Genomic DNA, 22,018 nt, shown 5'->3' on the forward strand with positions numbered 1-22,018 from the left:
AATCCACGATTACGCTGATTGATAGGTGTTTTAGTTTAACTTAATTTTTGCGGTTCTTTTAAAAATAAATGTCCAAGGAGAGCTAAAACTAAGAAAACGGCGGCGACAATACAAACACCAATCCAGCCATAGTTACTCCAGGCAAATGTCCCAAAGAAAGTTCCTAAGGAGCCACCTAAAAAGTAACTAAACATGAAAATGGAATTGTTACGGCTGCTCGCCTGTAAACTCAATGATTGAACAATGGCTTGGTTTGAAACCTGCCCAAATTGGGTTCCTAAGTCTAAGAGGATAATTCCCACGATTAAGCCGATAAAGAAATGCCCAAGGCCAGCAAAAATAATAAATGCCAAGGTTGAAAAAAGAATGCCAAGACCAATTGTGATTCTTGGTGAATAGGCATCAACCAAACGACCAATGATTGAGGCAAATAAAACGCCCGTAATTCCTAACAGGCCCAACAAGCCAGCAACGTCGCTACCATAATGATACTGATGAGCTAAATAAAATGCCAAAGTGGACCACAAAACGTTTGACACGCCAAACAAACAAAAGCCATTAATGGCAGATCCTTGTAAGTGTTTTTCTTTAGCTAATAGTTTCGGCAGAGATGCCAAAACTTTGCCGTAGTGCATAGTCTGATGTGAACGTGGATCTCTTGGTAAGAAGGCATGTAAGACACCTAATAAGATTGTGCAAATGATCGCGGCGATTAAATAGACATATTGCCAACTGAGAAAGCTTCCTAATAAACCGCTGACTGAGCGAGATAATAGGATCCCAGTTAATAATCCGCTGAGGACGTTTCCTAAAACTTTTCCCTGATGGAGACTAGGGGCTAAATAAGCCGCGTAGGGAATGATTATTTGGGGAGCCACGGAAGTAATTCCAACTAGTAAAGATGCTGTGCCAAATATGATAAGGGATGGTGCCCAGAAGGCCAGTAACAATGCTAAAATTGATAAACTTAACATGATTTGAATGAGATGATAACGATTGAAGATATCCCCTAATGGCACAATGAATAAAAGGCCAAACGCGTATCCCAATTGGGTGAGCATGGCGACAACACCGACAGCGGCTTTGGAAACTTGAAAGCTAGTTGCGATCAAGCCTTCAATCGGTTGGATATAATTTAAATTAGCTACAATAATTCCAGTAGCAATTGCCATGAGTAAAACAGTTTTTCCGGATAATTCCTTTTGTGATTCCAAATTTTTTCCTTCTTCTCTAAAAAATTAAGTAGCAGGCTCAGATTTTATTTAGCAGCGAAAAAGGATTTTCAATGCGCATAATTAGCCAGTGAAAAAAGCGATTATTTAACATAGCAATACCTCCATAACTAGCTTAGTTTAAACAAAAAAAGGAGTTTCGTAAAGGTCGGATAAGGTTGGTGAACTTCAATGGTAAAAACATTTTTTGTTATTTTGTGCATAAAATGTTTCACGTGGAACGTAACTCAAAAAATTAGTTTAGCTTATTTTGTTGTCCGTACATAAGTTACTCACGGTTCTTTGTCATGGGTCTTTGTGATAAAATGAAACTAGTCTACAATTCGAGGAGAAACTATGAAAAAATTACGTTTAGCAGAAAGGATTCCAGTATTTATGCGGAACCCTCGTTTACGGTTGTTAGCAATTTATATTATTTTGTTATCACTCGTTGGCGCAGGTGTTGCGTTTTATTACAACTGGATATTGGGAGTTGTCTTATTGATCCTTCTTATCTTGGGAAGTGTCTTTATTAACGACACACTTCACCGAGTTAATGAAGAAACAACAAAATACATTTCGGATCTTTCGTTTCGAATTAAACGTAGCGAACAGGATTCGCTTTTACGAATGCCACTTGGAATCTTGATTTATGGGGATGAAGATCAAATCCAGTGGATTAATCCTTATATGCAAGGCTACATGGGCGATAAAGATGTCTTAGGTAAAAAAATTGTCGATGTCGATAAAGATCTTGCAAAACTTTTGGAGGATCATCGTGAAGAAAAAGGAACAGTCACTGTTTCTTGGGGTGATCGGCAATTCACGTTATTAACTGAGCAGGACAGTCATGTTTTATACATGATGGATATCACCAAATATGCCAAAATTGAAGAAGCTTATGATGATTCACAAGTAGTAATTGGGCAGGTTTTCTTGGATAACTACGATGAGGTTACCCAGTCAATGGCGGATTCAGATGTCTCAAGTCTAAGCAGTTTTGTCACAAATCAGATTTCAAGTTGGGCACAGGAATTTGGGATGTATCTCAAACGTGTCGATGATGATCACTTTTTTGTGTTAATGTATGCTGAAGTTTTACAAAAAGTTGAAGCTGATAACTTTAAATTGTTGGATACCATTCGAGAAGCTACTTCCAAACAGAACTTTCCAATCACATTAAGTATTGGGATTGCCTATGGGGATCAAGACCTAAATAATTTGGCAGATTTATCGCAGAGTAATCTTGATTTGGCCTTGGGACGTGGTGGCGATCAGGTTGTTGTAAAAGCGCCAGATGATCAGGCCCGTTTTTATGGTGGTAAAACTAATCCGATGGAAAAACGGACGCGGGTAAGAGCTAGGATGATTAGTCAGGCCGTGACTGAATTGATGTCACAGGCCGATCAAATTTTTGTCATGGGTCATCAGCAATCCGATATGGATTCACTTGGTGCATGTTTAGGTATTCGGCGAATTGCACAAATGAATAACCGGCAGTGCTGGATTGTATTGGACGAAGAACATTTACATTCAGACGTTAAACGGTTGTTAACTTCATTAGAGGATTATCCTGCTATTAAAGAGTCAATTATCACGCCAGAAGCAGCTTTAGAGAATGCGAATAGTCAGAGCTTACTTGTTATGGTGGATCATTCGAAACCCTCTTTAACAACCGCACCTGAGCTGTATAAAAAGCTTGAAAATCGTGTTATGATTATTGATCATCACCGACGAGGCACAGAATTTCCTGAAAATCCGGTTTTGGTTTATATTGAACCTTATGCATCTTCAACTTGTGAATTAATTACTGAAATGTTTGAGTACCAATCTAAAGATAGTGAACCGATCAATGAAATTGAGGCAACCGGGATGCTGGCGGGGATTGAAATTGATACAAAATCCTTTACAACAAAAACGGGAACCCGAACTTTTGATGCCGCCAGCTATTTAAGGTCAGTTGGGGCAGATGAAGGATTAATTCGTCACTTTATGAAGGAAAATGTGGATAGTTACTTACAACGTAATCATCTCATTGAATCTGTGGCGTTTATAAATAAAAACTTAGCAGTTTGTGTGGGTGAAGAAGAGCGGACATACGATCCGGTTACGGCTGCCCAGGCGGCTGATTCCTTACTTTCAATTTCTGGAATTGAAGCATCATTTGTTATTACCCGGCGTTCTGAAAAAGTAGTCGGAATTTCCGCGCGAAGTGCTGGTGATGTTAATGTTCAGCTAATTATGGAACAAATGGGTGGTGGTGGTCATTTGGGTAGTGCCGCTACACAAATTGAAGATCAAACCGTTGCTGAAGTTAAAGCGCAGTTAACCATCATTTTAGAAAAAGAAAATGATAAAGAAAATAAAGACGACGAGGAGTGAACTTCATGAAAGTTATTTTTTTAGAAGATGTTAAAGGCAAAGGTAAACGTGGCGAGGTTAAGAATGTCCCAGATGGCTATGGACAAAATTTCTTGATTAAAAATGGTAAAGCCGAGCTAGCCACAAAGGGTGCCATGAGCAGTTTAAAAGGGCAACAACGTGCTGAAGAAAAACATGAAGAAGAAGTTTTGGAGACAGCTAAGCAGTTAAAAACTACTCTAGAAGCCGATAAGACAGTGGTTGAATTAACCGCTAAGGCTGGTACTGACGGCCGGTTGTTTGGATCGATTCCCAGTAAACAAATTGCGCAAGCACTTGAAAAGCAGTTTGGACTTAAATTAGACAAACGAAAGATCGAATTGACCGACCCAATTCGTGTGTTGGGCTATACAAATGTACCCGTTAAATTACACCCAGGGGTAACAGCTAAAATTCGCGTTCACGTTGCAGAAAAGTAACTAAATCCAGTTTATTTTGTGGTGAAATGGCTGTTTTAAGGTACCGATAAAGGGCAGTTATAAAAAAAATATTTTAGAAACTTTCCGAGTCATCAGAGGTAGAAACATGAATAATGATAGTTTAGAAAATCAAACACCGCCACAAAATAGTGAGGCGGAAAAAGCCGTTTTAGGAGCCATTTTCTTGGATTCCGAAGTTCTTGTGGAAGCCATGGAATATCTGACACCTGAAGATTTCTATCAACGAGCTCATCAAATTATTTTCCAAACCATGGTCACGTTAAATGATGAGGATGAAGCGATTGATGTTGTCACAATGAATAACCGTTTGACAGCGCAAAATCAGTTAGACAATGTAGGCGGTATCAGTTATATTGCCGAGTTGGCAGCTTCCGTTCCAACTGCGGCCAACGTTGTCTACTACGCAAAAATCGTTCAAGAAAAGGCTATTTTACGGCGTTTGATCAAAGCTGCCACTAAGATTGTTACCAAAAGCTATCAGCAAGATGAGAGCGTTGGGGATGTTTTAGATGAAGCGGAACGAGAAATCAGCGAAGTTTCAGAAGATCGTAATCAATCAGGATTCAAGAAGATTTCTGATGTATTGACCGATTCAATGACTGAAATTAATAAATTGTATCAAAACGGCGATGAAATTACCGGATTGTCTACTGGTTACAGTGAGTTAGACAAAATTACGGCAGGCCTTCATCCGGATGAGCTCTTCATTCTAGCTGCCCGACCAGCTGTTGGTAAAACTGCGTTTGCATTAAACATTGCGCAAAATGTGGGAACCAAAACGGATAAAACAGTGGCCATTTTTAGTTTGGAAATGGGTGCTGATCAACTAGTTAATCGGATGTTGTGTGCGGAAGGCAGTATTGATGCCAATCACTTACGAACGGGTCAATTAGATGAAGAAGAGTGGCAAAATTTAGTGATTGCCATGGGAAGTTTAGCAAAGGCTAATATTTATATCGATGATACGCCGGGAGTTAAGATGGCTGAAATTCGGGCCAAATGTCGCCGATTAGCTAAAGAACAAGGCAATTTGGGATTAGTTGTGGTGGATTATTTACAACTAATTGAAGGTTCTGGCCAAGAAAACCGACAACAAGAGGTTTCTGCAATTTCACGTCAGCTAAAGAAGCTAGCAAAAGAACTCAGAGTACCAGTTTTGGCACTTTCCCAGCTTTCTCGTGGGGTTGAGCAGCGTCAGGACAAACGACCAGTATTGTCAGATATTCGTGAATCTGGATCAATTGAACAAGATGCTGATATCGTAGCTTTCTTGTATCGTGAAGACTACTACGATCGAGAAGATGGCGAAGACGGGGATGGGAACGATTCAGATCCACGTCAGAGTGAAGATCCGGATGTAGGGCCGGTTGAAGTTATTATTGAGAAAAACCGAAGTGGTGCGCGGGGAACTGTGAAGCTGTTGTTTGTAAAGTCTTACAACAAATTTGCGCCCATTGCGTACGTACCTGATAACTAGCTCCAAAATTAGCAGTTTTGCATGAAGAAGTTGGCCGATTATTGGGTAAGCTTTAATGTGAAACTGTTATATTATGCAGTTTTTTAGTTAAATGAAGTTTAGATGGAGGGGACGATGAAAGAACTTAAATTACGTTATTTGTTGCTTGGTTCATGGATGGATAGCATTGGGATGAGCTTTGTGTGGCCATTAACAACCGTGTATATGCACAACATTCTTGGACACTCACTCACAGTTGTGGGAATTGTGTTAATGCTAAACTCAGTGGCTAGTATTGTGGGATCATTTGTTGCCGGCCGTTTGTTCGACAAACATGATGGCTATTATCTATTGCTTGGAGGAATTGCCTTTACGGCTTTAAGCATGTTAGTTTTGGTGTTTGTTAATGATTGGCCGATCTATCCGATTATGTTAGTTTGCATTGGATTGGGGACTGGTTGGATTCTAGCATTTGTTAATGCGTTAGGGACAACCGTGCATAGTAAGGATGGGCGTTTTGTATTCAATATGTTGTACTTTGTCCAAAATTTAGGTGTGATGATTGGAACGGCAGTTGTGGGTTTGATGTTTAAGGATGATGTAGCGCCCTTATTTGCGATTTCAACTGCTTTGTATGTTGTCTTCTTTGTAGTGGCAGCGATGAACTATCACGTCAAACGAGAGCGACCAGAGAGTTTACAGCAAATGGATCAAGATGCGCAACCCGCTTCAAAAACGCAAAGAATGCCACATGTGAATGTGGTTATTATGTATACGTTATTCATTAGTTTGTTTGTTATTTGGATTTTTTATCAGCAATGGAACAGTAATATTTCGGTCTATATGTTGAGTTTGCATATTCCACTTAAAGATTACAGCTTTTTATGGACGGTTAATGGTCTTTTTATCGTAATCGTTCAAGCTTTCTTAAGTTGGAAGGGTGGCAAGATGTTTAAAGATCCTTTCCATCAAGTTTATTTTGGAATGATTTTTATAATTGCTTCATTTGTAATTTTGGTGTTTGCAACCCAGTACATTGCCTTTGTCTTGGCAATGATCATCTTAACGATCGGGGAGGCAATCACATTTCCGCAGATTCCGGCAATCGCAAACCTTCTTTCTCCATATGGGATGAAGGGACGATATCAAGGATTGGCAAGCTCCTTTCCGTCAGCGGGGCGTGCAGTTGGTCCACTTGTTGGTAGTTTAATTATTGATACGTTCTCTTTCGTTTCCTTATTCGTTGTCGCTTCCGTTGCCATCGCATTAATTTTATTTGTAAACATTGTGCTGATTGAACGAGATAAGAACGAATTAACAGAATATAAATAGAGTCAGATAAAAACCAATCCTGAGAATTCAGAGTTGGTTATTTTTGTGCTTATGAATACAAATACTATTAGAAAGGTGTTTGTAGCTTAATATGAAGTTTAAAAGTTGCTCAATATGTAGTTAAGTGAAGGTGAACTTTTTGAATACTTGCTAGCTCTGTAATTTTTTGTCATATTTTGAGATGATTTCGTAAACGGATTTATATGCTAGCGTATTACGTGCATGTTAAGGTTATTCTTGTTAGAATGATAAGAAATAAGTTAATATGGAAGGAAGTCTTATGATAAAAATGAATTTCAAACAGGTGCTTGTTCTTACAGTTGGGGTAGTCGGGATTACTTTTGGTGCAACAAATGTTGCGAGCGCTGATGCAAGTGCTGGAGGAAATCAACAATATACGGCTGCACAAACAACAGCAAATAACGCGACAGCTCAAGCAATGACAACAAGCACCTCGACAAGTGATAGTTCAGTCGTTTCTGAGGCTTTAAGCTTAGCACAAATGAATATCCCTTACGTTTGGGCTGGTGAATCAATGAGTGGAATGGATTGCTCAGGTTTCACTGAATGGGTTTATGCACACACTACAGGCATCAGCTTGGGACATAATACAGTGGTCCAAGAAGGTCATGTGACTAAACATACTGTTGCAGAGGCCCAACCTGGCGATCTATTATTTTGGGGATCACAAGGAGCAAGTTACCATGTTGGAATATACATAGGTAGTGGAAAATACGTTGCAGCCCCTGCACCTGGTCAAAATGTATCCGTTCAAACAGTTAGCGGTGCGTTTATGCCAAGTTTATCAGGCCACGTAAATGGTTAAATTAAATTAAGCAAAAAACGGATGGCCAATTTGGTCACCCGTTTTTAAATTGTCTAAGATAGTGAAGTCTAAATTAGGATTGCTAAAATCATAGCCAGTAAACCCGGCAGTGCTTCTAATAAGAAGAATTTTCGTGAAAATACAAACCCTGCATAAATTCCATTAAGAAAGACAAACAAATTTAGAAAGATTAGGACGTATTTCATGGGGTCATTTGGGACAATCACGATGGTTAGAATAAGCACCAGTCCAACAAACCCACTGAACAACCCTAAATTTTGAATGAATTTTTGAACAATTGGATTTTCAATGATTTTTTCAGGCAAGCTGAAGAATGTGGCAACTTTTTCGTACGGCGCGAAAAGTTCGATATACAAGAAGTAAATATGCTCTAAAGCAATGAGCAGACTAATTAAGACAGTGATGGTCAATAACATAAAAGAAAAAGCCCCCTTTAATAAAAGTACAACATAAGTAGATTATAAATAAGTTAACAGGTCGTGTCATGAAAACTCTATAAGAAAATTAGGATATTATGGGTTAATTTGTAATTCTGTACTTAAATTGAATAACAAACATATCCTATAACAAGTCCAAAAGGGGAATGAACTTCAATAATACCTAACGAGAGCAAAGTCATTCATTTATAAAAAAATTTTACTGTCAATTTGATTTATTGGTTAAATTGGAAAAATTTCGAGTGATTTTTCCCAGAAGAATAGAGCTATACCAACGATCCTAACGAATTGCATCATGTCCCATCAATAAAGGGGTTAAGTGCGATTAACTTCAGTTAAATTAAGGGGAAAACGAAGCTTATATTACAGAATTGTGACATGAACGTAAGTGAAGGTCAATGAATATAAACCTCATTGAAACATAACTGCAATATTCAAAGTGTATTCTTCTAGGTAGCTTATAAAAACAAGGAGAGTATATATAATAGGACATTAAGAACAAACGTTACAAAATTTATGGTGGCTATGATGGCTGCATTATTTATGGGTCTCACATTATTGGTAACAGTTTCTCATGCTGATGAAATTTACACAGTCAAATCAGGCGATACACTTTCAGAAATTGCATATAACCTCAATAACGGGACCAGCTATCAAAAATTAGCAACAACGAACAAAATTAAAAATGTAAACTTGATCTATGTTGGTCAAAAGTTATTACTTAAGAGTGATGGCGAAGTTAAAGTTGCTACGAAGAGCGAAGTGAAATCAACACCAGCTGTTAAGAGTGTAACGCCAAAGACAAATACTAGCTCAACAAACAAACAAAGCTCAAATACTACATCTACAAATACGCAAAGTTCAAACACAACAAAATAAACAAGCACATCAACTTCAACGAGTTACACTGGTAGCAATTTGAAGAGTTATGTTTTAAGCCAAATGGAATCACGGACTGGTGTTTCTTCTGCTACTTGGAACATGATTATTACACGAGAATCAAACTGGGAGCCATCTGTTCGTAATAGTACTAGTGGTGCTTATGGTTTATTCCAAAATATGCACATTAGTGGTGGATCAGTTGAACAACAAGTCAACGCTGCTGTTAGTTTGTACAACGCGCAAGGCATGGCTGCTTGGGCACTTTAATTTAAAAGTTGTTAGGAATTATAGCGGTTGTTGATAGTTTCTAACAAAAAACGGTGTGCAACTCTGAATTGCAGAATTTCGCACTGTTTTTTTGCAAAGCAACTAGAAAAGTCAGATTAAGGATCAAAATATTTTATTAAAATAAACAGCTGGCACTAAAGCCAGCAAACTAAATAAGATTCATTGAAGCTGCCTTTTACGGGTCTCTGTCAAACTGTATTGGTAGAGATTTTTGAAGGCATGTTCACTTCGGTGAATGTGCTTTTTGTTTACTCATGAATTAAACTGATACGAATGAAGAAGTTATGAATATTTCGAAAACCAAAACAGCTACGCTTTAATACCTTGATTTTGCGATTAAGTCCTTCAATAGGACCGTTAGAATACGGATAACGACAACTGTTGAGCACTGCTGAGCCGTTCTTAACGAAGGTTGAAATGGTGACGTCCATTTGATTACCAGCTACTTGGTAGTTGGTAATCAAATTTTTAAATCCCGTGGCATTCTTTTGGTGGATAGCAGTTAGAATGCCTTGATAAGTTTGATACACAGTTTTGAATTCTGGAAATTCATCTAAGGCAAGGTCGATGGCGTTCTGTTGGGTCATATACTCGTTAATGCCTCGTAAATAGATAAGCTTAGTGTCATTGATTTTCTCTTCTGCCAAATGAAATAAACGCCATTGAGATTTAAGGATGCGGTAAATGCGTGAATGCTTATCTTGAAAAGTACGGATAATGCGTGTACGTACATTGTCTAGTGCACGACCAGCAAGCTGAATAATGTGGAAACGGTCAATAATCGTGACAGCGTTCGGGAATAAACGATGAATAAAGCTGGCATATTCGGCGTTCATATCAATAGTAATTGTTTGAACTTTCGCACGTTCTTGAACTGAATAACGAGCTTCAAAGTAATCAATGATATCCTTACTGAGACGATCTTCGAGGGTCACAATGCGGCGATGACTAACGGCATCGCAACAGTTAAAGGACATTAGATGATTACAGGAACGAAATTCATCGAAACAAAGATTTGGTGGAAGTTGCTTAACACGGTAAGCCAAGTGAATATTTGCATTTAAAATACGTTGCACACTACTTGGTGAAATGCCACAAATTTTAGCGATTTCTTTACTGGTCAGCATGTCACGAGCTAGCACAATGACCTGATGTTTAACATTGTGGGTAAAAGTTTCATTACGTCTAACGAGGTTAGTTTTAGCTCCACAGGTTTTTAAACAATGTTGGCATTGATATCTTTGTCTTCTTAGCTGCATTTCATAACGTCCGCCTGATAAGGTTCCCAACCTTAGATGACTAACGTGGGTACCGTTTTTAATTAGACTTTTATGGCCACAATGGGGACATTTCACAAGCTGATAAGAAAGGTTGGCGTGAACGACATGAATTCGTTGTCCATTCGGGCAACGTTTCTTGGTAACACCAGTTACGGTTATATTTGGGTCTGTCATTTCAAACAAGCTTAAGATAGAATTAGTTAGGGACATCTGTTTTTCCTCTTTTCGATTTTGTTTGGTGATTAAATCGTAGCACAAAGAGGACAGATGTCCTTTTAATTTTCAAAATAAAAACTGGTATCAGTTATTCACCAATACCAGAAAGTGTAGACCCCCTTTTACGGGCAGCTTTTTGTGTACAAAATGATTAAAAAAGCCTCTATCGTTTATATCAAGATAGAGGCTTGTCGTATTTAATTTAACCTAATTTAATTTGACTGTCAGCTAAAGCTTGATCAACCACATGCATTACAATTTCATCACGTTGGAGCTGTTTATTAGTAAATTCCAAGTCATGGCTGTCGATAACTTTCGTAAATTGTTGGAATTCTTGGAACATGCGGTGAGCATGGACTTTAACATCAATTGTTTGAGGCTGTTGTCCCCTTATACTAACTGCATAGTGATCTAAGACGTTTGTCGGACCACTTACAAAGTTCCTTCAATTGCTGTTGTTACGGGCGCATCAACATCCTTCGCACCAATGCTGACGATCTTTGTTTGCGGATAATTTAAAGTTAAAATTCCAGAAGTGTCAATATTATGAGACACATTTGCTAAGTAGTGGACATCGGTTGGGGCACCTAACAGACCAATCACAAAATAAATATTGTAGATATTCAGATCCATCAATGCGCCACCACCTAATTTAGGGTCGAATGCTGGTAAAATAGTGCCCTTCCGAAATGCATCGTATCTGGATGAGTATTGAGAGTAATTACATGTCACAACTTTGATATCTCCCAGTTTCTGCAGGTCATTTTTTAGCTGTTTGTAGTTGACTAAATATTGATTTGTGATGGCTTCTAACAAGATTAGCTGATTGGATTTAGCTAATCTTTCTAATTCTTTTAATTGCTCGGAGTTCAAAGTAAAAGGCTTTTCGCAAATAACGTTTTTACCGGCTTGCAACGCTGCTTTAGCAAATTGAAAGTGCAGAGAATTGGGTAATCCAATGTAGACAGTGCTGACATCGGATGCTAAACACTGGTCTAGATCTGTATAAATTGCATCAATATGAGCTGCTTGTTGTAAAGTCTTCATTACTGGGAGGTCCTGTTTCTGACCAAAAATTGCCTTGATATCAATCTCTGGTAAATCATTTACCATAGTAGCAAAGTCCTGGACAATTTTTCCTGCTCCTAAAACGGCTAGTTTCATTATATTAACTTCCTTTCAAAATTAATGACACGTTTGGATGCCTTGTTCCAACATTTTAATCTGTTGAATGGTTTCTTCATCTTTAATGAGTTTCTTTTTGCCTTCAACAATAGAGGCATAAATAGCGGAATAAACGCGACTGTAGTCCCCGTTAACTGAGGTAACTTTTTGTTCATGGTATTGATTATTATCATCATAGTAGGTTAAGGTCCCGTAGTCTGAAGGGTGATCAATCCCAAAGTCATCGTGATTAGGCATGTAAAATAACTTTAAATGTTCTTCCTGACGGTCCATATTTTCCTTAATAAACATGCCCTTTTTGCCGTAAACAACAAAACTTGGACGGGCTTGATGCGAAAATAGCTTGACGCAACGCTGACCTTCATTTGTCCGTAATACAAGTCAATATCGAAGTAATCATTCATATGGCCACTACCCAGCAACTGCCGCACATCATAGTGAACCTTATCTGGTTTACCAAAAAAGCTGATGGCCTGATCCAAGGTATGACAACCATGACCATAGAGAAAACTATTAATTTTACTAAAACCAGTAGTATTTTCTGGAACTTCTGGGCGGTAGTAATCGTAATTAGATTCTACTTCAAGTAAATCACCTAATAGGCCACTGTTAATGACCTTTTGAACCGTCAAAAAGTCGGAATCAAAAAGTCTATTTTGGTAACATTGAATAAAAAGATGTTTTTGTTTAGCTAAATCAAACAACTCGCGCGCTTCAGCTGCAGTTTCAGAAAAAGGTTTTTCAACTAAAACATTTTTCCCGTGATTTAAAGCGTCCTTAGCCGTTGAGTAATGGAACTTGCTGGGAGTTGTGACCACAACTAGCTGAATTTCAGAATCTTTATAGATATCGTCAAGGTTGGTCGTATAATGAACACCAGAGATAGGAGTCCATCTGATTTTTCCACTAGGGGAATAAATTGTTTTGACGTTAAATTGATCTTTTAGCTTTAACACAAATGGCAGATGATACCGATTGGCACTTTTTCCATTTCCAATAAATGCACCATTAATTATGAATATGACCTCCTTAAGATTATGAGCTTATTATGAAGTTCAATTCAGGAGTTGGGGTTAATTTTAAGGAAACAGGACCCAACTATCGAATATATGAGTTAAAAGGGCTAGTTAGTTAAACATTTTGACCCCATCTTGGTCAGAAAAAGCATGGTCTGTGCTAGTATCAATGGAGATGTGAAAAGTAAATGGCATTACTTGAGCAGTTTGAACAGCGTACCGATTTAACTGAGACAGAGCAGCGTATTGAAGACTATATTAAAGGACATCTAACCGATATTCCGGGGATGACAATTGAACAACTGGCAGCCTTTACCTATACGTCGCATTCAGCAATTGTGCGCTTGTCTAAAAAATTAGGATATAAAGGGTTTCGTGACTTGAAATTAGCAGCCAGCGATAGTTTAGCGCAACAACTCGTCTCTTTGGGAGCCGTCGATGCAAACTTTCCATTTAATCCAACGGAATCGGCTACCGTAATCACTAAAAACATGGCTGATTTGACGACCACGGCGATTAAACGAGCCCAAGCTCAAGTTGACCCACAGCAACTACAAACCGCAGCAGAAATGCTATTAACTGGTAAACGACTCTTCTTTTTTGGCCGCGGTGACTCGCAAATCCGGGCACGAAGTTTTCAAAATAAGCTCATAAAACTAGATATTTTCCCCGTCATTGCTGAAGAATATGTTGATGAAAAATGGGTGATTGCTAATGTGCACCCAACGGATTGTGCCTTGTTTATTTCTTATGGAGCCAACGTTCCGGAATATACACAAATGATGGCGTTGCTTGAGAACAAACGGATTTCCACTATCTTACTTACTGGTAAACTTCAGTCTAAAAAGACAGCGTAAACTAAATTAACCATTGTAGCCGCCCAAGATGAACATGAAGATGAAAGTAAAATTGGAACTTTTGCATCTCAGATCGCTTTTGAGTATATTTTGGATATTGTATTTTCTTTGATGTATAGTCACGCTTATACGCATAATTTATTAAATCAAAGGCAAACACAAACCTTACTAAATTCAGATGAGTTATTTGAAGACAATTAAAAAGACCACTATTCTTCGTCAAAGAATAGTGGTCTTTTTAGATCGGTGTGGGGATAAGATTAATTAGTTGCTTAATTTGTAATAACTCTGTATAACAGTAAGAACAATAAAAAAATCAGTAACCACGGTGTTTGTTAACACTGCATGATTACTGATTAATTGGTATTTATGGGTGGTCAGGGGATCGAACCCTGGACCCACGGATTAAGAGTCCGTTGCTCTGCCAGCTGAGCTAACCACCCATATCATTAACCGACTACAATATATTATCATATATTTTCAGTCGTGGCAACCGTTTCTTGAAAATTTCACCGCAGTTTCACTGTTAGGATTGCTAGTTTATCAGTTTTTTGAGTTGCCGATCAAACGGGATGGGACAACTGAATATTAACACAGTTACAATAAAGGGATTCATTTGTTTAAATGAAGTAAATTCACCTTAAATCTAAGCTAGATAAAGTAAAATTGGTTCTAAATACCTATAATGTTAGTCAATACAAAGCTGTCCGTGTAACCGTTAAAACACGTGTGGTATAATAAGAACGCAATGTTTTTAAGCTTTTTACCAAAAATAGAATATATAATTTAAAACAAGAATTACTCTGTAGGGAGGAACAAAGCTTTATGCAAAAAATTTTAGTTGTCGATGACGAAAAACCAATATCTGATATTGTAAAATTTAATTTAACTAAAGAGGGCTATGAAGTTATTACGGCCTATGATGGGGAAGAAGCTCTGGAAAAAGTCGAAGATGACAGTCCAGATCTTATTTTACTAGATCTTATGCTTCCCAAAATTGATGGATTAGAAGTTGCCCGACGAGTACGTGCCAAACACAGTATTCCAATTATCATGGTGACGGCTAAGGATTCTGAACTAGATAAGGTAGTTGGTTTGGAATTAGGTGCTGATGACTATGTGACCAAGCCATTTTCAAATCGTGAGTTAGTTGCGCGAGTTAAAGCTAATTTACGTCGCCAAGATCAATTGGTGAGTGCCGAACAAGAAAATAACGACATTAAAGTAGGCGACCTGGATATTAACCCAGATGCATACGCAGTGTCTCGACATGGGGATCAACTTGATTTAACCCATCGTGAATTCGAATTATTGTACTACTTAGCCCAACATATGGGGCAAGTAATGACCCGGGAACATTTACTTCAAACTGTTTGGGGATATGACTATTTTGGTGATGTCCGAACGGTTGATGTTACGGTCCGAAGATTACGAGAAAAGATTGAAGAAAGTCCAAGTAATCCAGTTTATCTTGTCACACGTCGTGGTGTAGGATATTACTTAAGAAATCCAGAAAATGAAAAATAATGGGAGTCATGTTTGCTTATGAACAAGAAAACCCGTTTTTACCAATCGATAAATTTTAAAATAGCCTTGGTATTCGCCTTGTTATTAATGATAACATTGGAAATCGTCGGGGTTATTTTTGTACGTCAATTGGAACAACGAAATTTGAGTCAATTTAAAACTCAGGTCCAGCTGGGAACGTACGTGGACAATACCATTTCAGACCAGCTGGTGAAAAGTAACACTAATTCGGCTAATAAACAGATTCAACAGATTGTATCGGATGTTAATAATACTAATATTACGGAAATTCGAGTTATTGATAACAAGGGAACTGTGCGAGCTTCAAGTGACTTAAACGAGCAATCATTGGTTGGTCAAAAAACGACCGACCGGGCCATTAAAAATGTTATTTATAATTCACGGTCGTATCAGCAAGTTAATTATGATCAAGGGAATCATAATCGATATTATATTTCGATTATTCCGTTAATCAATACGAGTGGCAACACAAATACCGTGGTTGGGGCTCTATATGTCCGTGCTAATCTAGAGAGTGTCTATAAAAATGTCAACAACATCATGTTGATCTTCTTTGTGGCGGCCTCCTTTGCGATTGTCGTGGGATTGCTGCTAGCGATCATTATCTCGCGAGCCATCACGCGACCAATTGACGAAATGAAAAAACAAACGATGCGAATTGCCCGCGGAGACTATTCCGGCCATGTTCATGTTTACGGAAAAGATGAATTAGGTCAATTAGCTTCAGCAGTTAATAACTTGTCTGTGCGGATTGAAGAGGCACAAGAATCAACTGAATCTGAACAACGCCGTTTGGACAGTGTGTTAGCGCATATGACCGATGGGGTGATTGCGACTGATCGTCGGGGGCGCATCACCATTGTGAATGATATGGCGCTTGATTTTTTGAGTTCTGATGGCGAGCATACGGCCGGAAGATCCATTTTAGATGTCTTGGATATTCGGACGACTTATACATTACGAGAACTCTTAGAAAATCAAGATGACATTGTGCTTGATTTTTCAACCAAAACTCAAGATCTAATTTTACATGCCTCTTTTGCCTTAATTCAGCGTGAATCAGGGTTCATTAGTGGGCTTGTTTGTGTACTTCATGATGTGACCGAACAACAAAAAATTGATCAAGACCGAAAACAATTCGTTTCAAATGTCTCCCATGAACTTCGAACACCTTTAACGAGTTTAAAGAGCTATATTGAGGCGTTGACAGACGGTGCATGGAAGGATCCGAAGGTGGCTCCTCAATTTCTGAAGGTCACCCAAGATGAAACAGATCGGATGATTCGCATGATTAACGACTTGCTTAGTTTGTCACGCATGGATTCTGGGACGGCTAAATTAGATCTAGAGTTAATTAACTTAAATGAACTATTCAATCACGTTTTAGATCGTTTTGATATGATTTTAAAAACAGATGATAATCCAGATAAGAGTTATACGATTAAACGTGAATTCACCCGCCGTGACTTGTGGGTAGAAGTTGATACTGATAAATTCCAGCAGGTGTTGGATAATCTTATGAATAATGCCATCAAGTATTCTCCAGATGGTGGGAAAATTACCTGTCGCTTGCTTGAAACGCATAATCATGTCATTTTGAGCGTTTCTGATGAGGGACTAGGAATTCCAAAGAAAGACTTAACCCATGTTTTCGATCGTTTCTATCGAGTGGATAAAGCTCGTTCTCGTGCTCAAGGAGGAACTGGTTTAGGATTGGCAATTTCTAAGGAAATCATTTCTATGCATGGTGGTCGAATCTGGGTTGATAGTAAGGAAGGCAAAGGGTCGATATTCTACATTTCACTTCCTTATGAGCCGTTAGATGAGGAGGATCAGTGGGAATGAGAGGAATGCGTACAAGTCGTCTACTAATTCATATTGGGCTTATTTTGGCGATCCTTTTGAGCATTGGCTTGTCTTGGGTTATTTGGACCAGTCCGGCACGGTATGAAAAAACGAAACAACAATCGGGTACAAATACAAGTGTGATTCAAAGTGAACAAGCGAATAAGTCACTTGGGGACGTTTTTTTGCCAACACAAGTGATTTACACTCAAGCGGATTCAACTTCGCATTTAATCAATAATACGAAAGTTAATCTGACTGATTCAATGAGAAGTGCCATTGAAGATTGGCGTTTAACAAGGGTCACTAAAGAATCTACCAATAATCGGAAAAAATACGAAGAATTAATGGGTCGAGAAAATACGGTGATGTTAAAATATCCGGACAGTGTGACTGGCGGGATTTTGAATAATGCCTTTAAACAAAATATTAAATTTAGTGGGAAAATCTCACGAATTGTTTTTTCGACTGAGAAGTGTAATCAAGTGTATTTACTAAATGACACGAACTATGCAATTTATAAGGTCCAGACTAGGAAACAAAACCTGGCCCTCATTAAAGAAATTATCAGTGGTAATGTTCAGAAATTCACTGTTAAGCAAACATTGGTTAATCACCATATGATGACTGAGTATGAAGATTCAGTGAAGGTACCAGAATATAGTTATCTTGTTAATAAGCAAACAGCGGCCTATTTTGTTTCAACCTTAATTAATAGTGATAATGCCTCATCGGTTACAACAAAAGAGCAGTCTGGTAAGACAATTTACAATGATAATAATTCAAAAAGAATGACGGTTAACAATAAAAAAGGAACCGTAGCTTATGAAGATTTAGCGAGTCACAAGGCGTATCACGAGAATATGAGTAAAGCTATGTCACAAAGTTTTACGTTATTGAAGAAAATGGAAGTTCCGTTAGATAACATGCGTTATTACAAGTACGATGAAAAAAATAATGCGATTGTTTATCGAAGTTACGTAGAAGGCTTTCCAATTTTTAACCAAACCGATTATGGGGCAGTCGAAGTTCAGATTACCGGTCCACGGACTAAAAAAATTAACTTTTCATTATATAGTTTACAAATTCCAGTTCCGACTGGAAAAGAACGCACGACGCTTCCTTCAACGCAGGTAGTTTTGGATCGGTTGAAAGCCAGTGGATATCGTACAGCTGATATTAACAACATTGAAATTGGTTATCAATGGACAGCTAACCCGGCTAGTGATCTAGTGGTCAATTTGACACCAACTTGGTATGTAAACTATAAAAATCAGTGGGTATCGTATCAACAATTACTTTCAGATCAACAACAGTAAGGGGATGAAAACGCATGGATTTCAAAAGAATTGAATTGATTTTTTTAGCAGCGTTTGCGGCATTAGATATCTTTTTGGTTGTCTCCTTTCTCCAGAATAATTCAGATGTTCATTCAACAGCAACAGGCACGAGTCATAATGCAACAATTTTGAAAGAAATGCGCGATGATTCGATTACCTTTAAGAAACCATCTAATAAAAAGGGTCAGGGGTATTACATTTCAACCCAAACGTCTGGTACCAAAAAAGTTAAAACCAAGATGAACAAACTGGCTGGTCAATCTGCAAAAATGGTAAGCGGAGAAATTATTAGTACATTTAATACGCCCATTAGCCTAAATACGAAACACCCAGATAAAACTTTGGATAAGGTTGTGAAAGATAGTGTCCAGATTGTAAATGGCAAACATTATCAATACGATGCGGCTACTTCATCAGATACTCAGATTATCTATACGCAAGAAGTATCTGGTCAACGCATTTTTTCCAAGTCGGGGCAAATTCGATTTAAAGTTAATGATGCTCATCAAGTTGTTGGGTATACACAAGGCTATTTAACAAATGCGCAACCACTTCGAGAAAAGCAGGATACGATAAGTCAGGAACGTGCAATTATTTGGCTTTACCAGTATAATGAGATGCCGAACGATACGGTCATCAAATGGGCCCGTTTAGGATATACGAGACTGTTAAGTATTGAAAAGGGATCGGTTTATGTGCCAACTTGGTATATTGCAATTCATGGTAAAGGTAGCTCAGCACTTCAGTTTTACCGTATTAATGCCTTCACAGGTGTCATTATGAAGTACAATACGCAGGTATCCTCGTCGAGTAGTAGTTCGGCCTCTTCAGCGTCTAGTTCAGAAGATGATAGCAGTTTGTTAAGTCAAGCTGTTTCAAGCTCAAAACAAGCGGTTGAATCTAGTATGGAGACCAGTGTCAAAACGACGACGAACAGGAATAGCTATAGTAGCACCTATAGCAATAGCAGCAGTGTGGGAACAGCAAGCTCAAGCACTGGCGCGACAGCGACTAGTTCCAGTTCAGCAAAGGCTGCTAAATCGGTAAGTAGTTCAACTTCATCTGAAGTTCAGTAGATACTTAATTTAAGTTCAATCTAGTTTTTTATAAGAGGAGTAAAGTAATTCATGAGTGAAGATGACATGAAGATTAGTATTTTGGCAAGCGGTAGTACAGGTAATGTGACTTATATTGAAACCCCACAGCATAAGATGCTGGTAGATGCGGGCTTAAGTGGTAAGAAAATTGAAGGTCTTATGAACAGCATTGGACGAGATCTTTCTGATGTTGATGCCTTATTTCTAACTCATGAGCATACTGATCATATTAAGGGCGCCGGGGTCTTGGCACGACGGTATAACCTTGATATTTACGCAAACCAAGGAACTTGGAATGCAATTACGCCCAAGATTGGTCCGATTCCAGAAGCGCAAAAAAATGTTTTTGAGGTTGGCAAAACGAAATCGTTTGGCGATCTCGATGTAGAGAGTTTTGCAGTTTCACACGATGCTGCTGAACCTCAGTTTTATGAATTCCATCATAATGGTAAAACATTTGTGATTTTAACGGATACCGGTTATGTTTCGGAGCGGGTTGAAGGACAGATTGAAAATGCAGATGCTTACTTATTTGAAGTGAATCATGATGTTGAAATGTTACGAATGGGTGGATATCCTTGGCCTTTAAAACAGCGAATTCTCAGTGATCATGGGCATTTATCTAACGAAGATGGCGCCAATGCTTTAATGGATGTAATGGGATATAATACTAAGAAGATCTTTCTTGGACATCTCAGTTTACATAATAATATGAAGGAGTTAGCTCACTTAACGGTGGCTTCCATGATGAAAAACAAAGACCTAGCAGTGGGGCATGACTTTCAGTTATTAGACACAGACCATACAAGTGCGTCTAAATTGACCGTAATTTAATAAAAAATATTAAAATCGTTCATATTTTCATCACAATTTATTGATACTATGAAAACAGTTACAATAATTAAACAAAGGGGGATGGCGCGATCATTTGATCGCATATAACTATGTTTAAAAATAAAAATTTATGGACAGTTATCATTACAGCATTAGTTGCTGGTTTAATTGGTGGAGGAATTGCATTTGGGGCGGCTAATTACATGAGTAATCGGCAGGCCGAATCGGAAACGGCGGTTCCAAGTGGTTCCAACAGCACCGGTTCGACAAAAACCAGTAATGTGAAGGTCAATGTTAGTAGCCAATCCGAAAAAGCTTACAGCAGCATTAAAAACGCCGTTGTGACGGTCATTAATTTAAAGAAGGAAAGTTCTACTTCAAGTAATAGTCTTTACGGATCTATCTTTGGAGACTCATCTTCAAGTTCTAATTCCAGTAGTTCAGATTCCAGCAAGTTAGAAACCTACGCTGAAGGTTCTGGTGTCATTTACAAGAAGAGTGGCAATGCGGCCTATGTTGTAACGAATAACCATGTTATTTCAGGTTCTAACGCAGTAGAAATCATCATGAGTAATGGTAAGAAGCTATCTGCGAAAGTGGTTGGAAAAGATACTGTAACTGATTTGGCTGTTTTGAAGATTAATTCTTCATCGGTTTCAACAGTTGCGAGTTTCGGAGATTCAAACAGTATTAAAGTTGGTGAAACAGCCTTAGCAATTGGTTCTCCTCTAGGTTCTGATTATGCAACTTCGTTAACGCAAGGAATTGTTTCTGCTAAGAAGCGAACAGTTGCCACAATGAATGAAGCCGGTCAAGAAACGGGCGAAGCAACTGTTATTCAAACGGATGCAGCCATTAACTCAGGTAATTCAGGTGGTCCGTTGATCAATTTAGCTGGTCAAGTTATCGGAATTAATTCGATGAAACTTTCTAGCAGTAGTTCTTCTGGTACGAGCGTTGAAGGGATGGGATTTGCGATTCCTTCCAATGAAGTTGTGACGATTATTAATCAATTAATTTCTAAAGGTAAAATTGTTAGGCCAGCGATTGGAGCATCCTTGTTGGATTTGACAGATATTACTGCTAGTCAGCAAAAGTCAGTTTTGAAGCTCTCTTCAAAGGTAAACGAAGGGGCTGTAATCTATAAGACATACGCCGGTTCACCAGCACGTAATGCCGGTTTGAAGAAGTACGATGTTATTACTAAGTTGGATGGCACTAAGATTACCAGTGTGGCAACGCTGCGAGATAAGTTATATAAACTCAAAGTCGGCGATTCAGTTAAAATCACATGGTACCGAGGTAACACTCAGAAAACAGGAACAATCAAGCTAACAGAAACAACCAGTGAGTTGAGTTCCGAAGCTAAATAATTTAAATGAGTTAGAAAGGCGTCAAGTTAAGGCTTGGCGTCTTTTTGTGTCTTTACGTTGTTTTTTATTAAATGAAGATAGTGTAGAATTATACACAGGAAATGTATAAGGAT

The 22,018-nt window shown here is 38.3% G+C and carries 16 protein-coding genes, 1 tRNA gene and 3 pseudogenes; 14 read left to right on the top strand and 6 right to left on the bottom strand.

Going from position 1 to position 22,018, the window contains the following annotated elements:
- Window positions 1–35: 35 nt before the first annotated feature.
- Window positions 36–1,214 carry an MFS transporter gene (locus PI20285_RS09720; protein ID WP_057775233.1) on the bottom strand — a complete coding sequence of 393 codons (1,179 nt, stop codon included), beginning with the start codon at window positions 1,212–1,214 and terminating at the stop codon, window positions 36–38.
- Between the two features lie 354 nt (window positions 1,215–1,568).
- On the opposite strand from PI20285_RS09720, the gene PI20285_RS09725 reads away from it, so the two are divergent.
- The 5 genes from PI20285_RS09725 (at window position 1,569) to PI20285_RS09745 (ending at window position 7,686) form a co-directional block, all read left to right on the top strand.
- Window positions 1,569–3,593, top strand: a complete 2,025-nt coding sequence (locus PI20285_RS09725) for a DHH family phosphoesterase (protein WP_057775231.1) — start codon at window positions 1,569–1,571, stop codon at window positions 3,591–3,593.
- Window positions 3,594–3,598: 5 nt separating this feature from the next.
- Window positions 3,599–4,051, top strand: coding sequence for a 50S ribosomal protein L9 (gene rplI / locus PI20285_RS09730; protein ID WP_057775228.1), 453 nt, complete (start codon window positions 3,599–3,601; stop codon window positions 4,049–4,051).
- Window positions 4,052–4,157: 106 nt separating this feature from the next.
- Entirely contained in the window at window positions 4,158–5,549 is a 1,392-nt protein-coding gene (dnaB, locus tag PI20285_RS09735; protein WP_057775227.1) for a replicative DNA helicase, read from the top strand.
- Window positions 5,550–5,663: 114 nt separating this feature from the next.
- A complete protein-coding gene (locus tag PI20285_RS09740; RefSeq protein WP_057775224.1) occupies window positions 5,664–6,860 on the top strand; it encodes an MDR family MFS transporter in 1,197 nt (398 codons plus the stop codon).
- 280 nt (window positions 6,861–7,140) lie between these two features.
- Window positions 7,141–7,686, top strand: coding sequence for a C40 family peptidase (locus tag PI20285_RS09745; protein WP_105782235.1), 546 nt, complete (start codon window positions 7,141–7,143; stop codon window positions 7,684–7,686).
- Between the two features lie 68 nt (window positions 7,687–7,754).
- Here the strand turns inward: PI20285_RS09745 and PI20285_RS09750 are convergent, their stop codons facing one another.
- Window positions 7,755–8,123, bottom strand: a complete 369-nt coding sequence (locus tag PI20285_RS09750; RefSeq protein WP_057775221.1) for a DUF1304 family protein — start codon at window positions 8,121–8,123, stop codon at window positions 7,755–7,757.
- Between the two features lie 546 nt (window positions 8,124–8,669).
- Here PI20285_RS09750 and PI20285_RS11865 point away from each other — a divergent pair.
- Complete coding sequence (locus PI20285_RS11865) at window positions 8,670–9,023, top strand: M23 family metallopeptidase (protein ID WP_236698841.1); 354 nt, start codon at window positions 8,670–8,672, stop codon at window positions 9,021–9,023.
- A gap of 3 nt (window positions 9,024–9,026) precedes the next feature.
- Window positions 9,027–9,293 (top strand): annotated as a pseudogene (locus PI20285_RS11870) (transglycosylase SLT domain-containing protein); the annotation flags it as partial.
- A gap of 269 nt (window positions 9,294–9,562) precedes the next feature.
- Here PI20285_RS11870 and PI20285_RS09760 read toward each other — a convergent pair.
- From PI20285_RS09760 to PI20285_RS09770, 3 genes and pseudogenes are all read right to left on the bottom strand, one after another.
- A complete protein-coding gene (locus PI20285_RS09760; protein ID WP_245080531.1) occupies window positions 9,563–10,852 on the bottom strand; it encodes an ISL3 family transposase in 1,290 nt (429 codons plus the stop codon).
- A gap of 160 nt (window positions 10,853–11,012) precedes the next feature.
- A pseudogene (locus tag PI20285_RS09765) lies at window positions 11,013–11,974 on the bottom strand (Gfo/Idh/MocA family protein).
- 21 nt (window positions 11,975–11,995) lie between these two features.
- Window positions 11,996–13,011: pseudogene (locus PI20285_RS09770) on the bottom strand (Gfo/Idh/MocA family oxidoreductase).
- A gap of 188 nt (window positions 13,012–13,199) precedes the next feature.
- On the opposite strand from PI20285_RS09770, the gene PI20285_RS09775 reads away from it, so the two are divergent.
- Window positions 13,200–13,868: a MurR/RpiR family transcriptional regulator gene (locus tag PI20285_RS09775; RefSeq protein ID WP_057773350.1), complete on the top strand. Its 669-nt coding sequence runs from the start codon at window positions 13,200–13,202 to the stop codon at window positions 13,866–13,868.
- Window positions 13,869–14,238: 370 nt separating this feature from the next.
- On the opposite strand, the gene PI20285_RS09780 is transcribed toward PI20285_RS09775, so the two are convergent.
- Window positions 14,239–14,311 (bottom strand) — tRNA-Lys (locus PI20285_RS09780).
- A gap of 382 nt (window positions 14,312–14,693) precedes the next feature.
- Here PI20285_RS09780 and yycF point away from each other — a divergent pair.
- From yycF to PI20285_RS09810, 6 genes are all read left to right on the top strand, one after another.
- On the top strand, window positions 14,694–15,395 hold the full coding sequence (gene yycF, locus PI20285_RS09785) for a response regulator YycF (RefSeq protein WP_057773349.1): 702 nt from the start codon (window positions 14,694–14,696) through the stop codon (window positions 15,393–15,395).
- An 18-nt stretch (window positions 15,396–15,413) separates the two neighbouring features.
- Window positions 15,414–17,261: a cell wall metabolism sensor histidine kinase WalK gene (gene walK / locus PI20285_RS09790; RefSeq protein WP_057773347.1), complete on the top strand. Its 1,848-nt coding sequence runs from the start codon at window positions 15,414–15,416 to the stop codon at window positions 17,259–17,261.
- Window positions 17,258–18,580 carry a YycH family regulatory protein gene (locus PI20285_RS09795; RefSeq protein WP_057773345.1) on the top strand — a complete coding sequence of 441 codons (1,323 nt, stop codon included), beginning with the start codon at window positions 17,258–17,260 and terminating at the stop codon, window positions 18,578–18,580. The genes walK and PI20285_RS09795 overlap by 4 nt, the downstream gene beginning before the upstream one ends.
- A gap of 14 nt (window positions 18,581–18,594) precedes the next feature.
- Window positions 18,595–19,677 (top strand): two-component system regulatory protein YycI, encoded by a 1,083-nt coding sequence (locus PI20285_RS09800; protein ID WP_057773343.1) that lies wholly within the window; start codon window positions 18,595–18,597, stop codon window positions 19,675–19,677.
- Between the two features lie 51 nt (window positions 19,678–19,728).
- Window positions 19,729–20,532 (top strand): MBL fold metallo-hydrolase, encoded by an 804-nt coding sequence (locus PI20285_RS09805; RefSeq protein ID WP_057773341.1) that lies wholly within the window; start codon window positions 19,729–19,731, stop codon window positions 20,530–20,532.
- A 110-nt stretch (window positions 20,533–20,642) separates the two neighbouring features.
- Window positions 20,643–21,905: a S1C family serine protease gene (locus tag PI20285_RS09810; RefSeq protein ID WP_057773339.1), complete on the top strand. Its 1,263-nt coding sequence runs from the start codon at window positions 20,643–20,645 to the stop codon at window positions 21,903–21,905.
- The last annotated feature ends 113 nt before the right edge of the window (window positions 21,906–22,018 follow it).

The organism is Pediococcus inopinatus, assembly GCF_002982135.1.
Classification (GTDB): domain Bacteria; phylum Bacillota; class Bacilli; order Lactobacillales; family Lactobacillaceae; genus Pediococcus; species Pediococcus inopinatus.

What these genes read in the sequence shown, in the direction of transcription:
- PI20285_RS09725 (WP_057775231.1), top strand. Translation starts at nt 1,569, where the DNA reads ATGAAAAAATTACGTTTAGCAGAAAGGATTCCAGTATTTATGCGGAAC.
- rplI (WP_057775228.1), top strand. Translation starts at nt 3,599, where the DNA reads ATGAAAGTTATTTTTTTAGAAGATGTTAAAGGCAAAGGTAAACGTGGC.
- dnaB (WP_057775227.1), top strand. Translation starts at nt 4,158, where the DNA reads ATGAATAATGATAGTTTAGAAAATCAAACACCGCCACAAAATAGTGAG.
- PI20285_RS09740 (WP_057775224.1), top strand. Translation starts at nt 5,664, where the DNA reads ATGAAAGAACTTAAATTACGTTATTTGTTGCTTGGTTCATGGATGGAT.
- PI20285_RS09745 (WP_105782235.1), top strand. Translation starts at nt 7,141, where the DNA reads ATGATAAAAATGAATTTCAAACAGGTGCTTGTTCTTACAGTTGGGGTA.
- PI20285_RS09750 (WP_057775221.1), bottom strand. Translation starts at nt 8,123, where the DNA reads ATGTTATTGACCATCACTGTCTTAATTAGTCTGCTCATTGCTTTAGAG.
- PI20285_RS11865 (WP_236698841.1), top strand. Translation starts at nt 8,670, where the DNA reads ATGATGGCTGCATTATTTATGGGTCTCACATTATTGGTAACAGTTTCT.
- PI20285_RS09775 (WP_057773350.1), top strand. Translation starts at nt 13,200, where the DNA reads ATGGCATTACTTGAGCAGTTTGAACAGCGTACCGATTTAACTGAGACA.
- yycF (WP_057773349.1), top strand. Translation starts at nt 14,694, where the DNA reads ATGCAAAAAATTTTAGTTGTCGATGACGAAAAACCAATATCTGATATT.
- walK (WP_057773347.1), top strand. Translation starts at nt 15,414, where the DNA reads ATGAACAAGAAAACCCGTTTTTACCAATCGATAAATTTTAAAATAGCC.
- PI20285_RS09795 (WP_057773345.1), top strand. Translation starts at nt 17,258, where the DNA reads ATGAGAGGAATGCGTACAAGTCGTCTACTAATTCATATTGGGCTTATT.
- PI20285_RS09800 (WP_057773343.1), top strand. Translation starts at nt 18,595, where the DNA reads ATGGATTTCAAAAGAATTGAATTGATTTTTTTAGCAGCGTTTGCGGCA.
- PI20285_RS09805 (WP_057773341.1), top strand. Translation starts at nt 19,729, where the DNA reads ATGAGTGAAGATGACATGAAGATTAGTATTTTGGCAAGCGGTAGTACA.
- PI20285_RS09810 (WP_057773339.1), top strand. Translation starts at nt 20,643, where the DNA reads ATGTTTAAAAATAAAAATTTATGGACAGTTATCATTACAGCATTAGTT.